The organism is Paenibacillus sp. 01L418 (genome assembly GCF_056400045.1).
In genome coordinates this window covers 1-944 of sequence record NZ_JBFTSN010000813.1, presented here as the reverse complement: position 1 = coordinate 944, position 944 = coordinate 1, and the positions used below count along the sequence as shown (strand labels likewise).

Annotated in this window: 2 protein-coding genes; both read right to left on the bottom strand. The window is 42.3% G+C overall.

What is annotated here, in order from left to right; translation table 11 throughout:
* Positions 1-50 precede the first annotated feature (50 nt).
* Positions 51-512: a ribosome maturation factor RimP gene (gene rimP, locus AC1DSE_RS35825; RefSeq protein ID WP_477511411.1), complete on the bottom strand. Its 462-nt coding sequence runs from the start codon at positions 510-512 to the stop codon at positions 51-53.
* Positions 513-681: 169 nt separating this feature from the next.
* Positions 682-944, bottom strand: a 263-nt coding sequence (locus AC1DSE_RS35820; RefSeq protein WP_477529189.1) for a helix-hairpin-helix domain-containing protein, incomplete at its 5' end; no start/stop codon positions are given.

Sequence of the window (944 nt, the reverse complement as noted above, 5' to 3'; positions counted from 1 at the left end):
ATCCATACTCATTGGACTGGATTTCCCCCTTTCAATATAGAAACGAATATTTAGAACACGATTGCGAGTCTGGCGCCAGCCACCTTATCGTAAGGAATGCTATATTCCTTTTTGGCTGTACGAACGACTGCATTTTCTCCATCAAATGCAAGTAGCAGCCCCTCAAATTCTTTAGCGCCGCTAATCGGTTCATATGTCGTTATGTAAACGTGCTTACCGATTGCTTTACGTACTTCATCTTCATTCCGAAGCGGTCTTTCTGCTCCTGGGGAAGATACTTCCAAGAAATAAACATCTGTAATTGGATCGTTTTTGTCCAATTGCTCACTTATGAATTCGCTGATACGACCGCAGTCATCGATGTCGATGCCGCCTTCTTTATCTACGAAAATACGAAGGAAATAATTGCTTCCTTCTTTTACATACTCAATATCAACCAGTTCAAATCCATTGCTGCTGAGGTATGGTGAAACCATTTCCTGGACAGCGGCTTTGATTTTGGATGTACTCAAATTCAGTTGACCTCCTGTTTATACGCACTATGCCATTTTGCCATTAACAAAACGTAAAGAGTGGGTTTCCCCACTCTTCTGCATCAAAGTCTTTATAATCATCATTGCCAGAAAAATTATAACATAACCGCACTATAGTGACAAGAAATCTTTTCTATTCAAGCCGCTTCTAGAACAGTGAAAGCTGATTAGATTCAGGTAATCCACGGAAGCAGCCCATGTTTCCAAGAACCTCAATAATCGTTTTTGTCGCCTTCGATTTCATTTGGAAATCCTCGATTGACAAGTACTCGCCATCGTCTCTTGAGGCTGCGATATTACGTGCGGCGTTATCGCCAATTCCCGCAATGGCAGCAAACGGCGGAATAAGGGAATCCCCATCTACAAGAAACTTCGTCGCGTCAGAACGATATAGATCGATCGGCTTAAAGG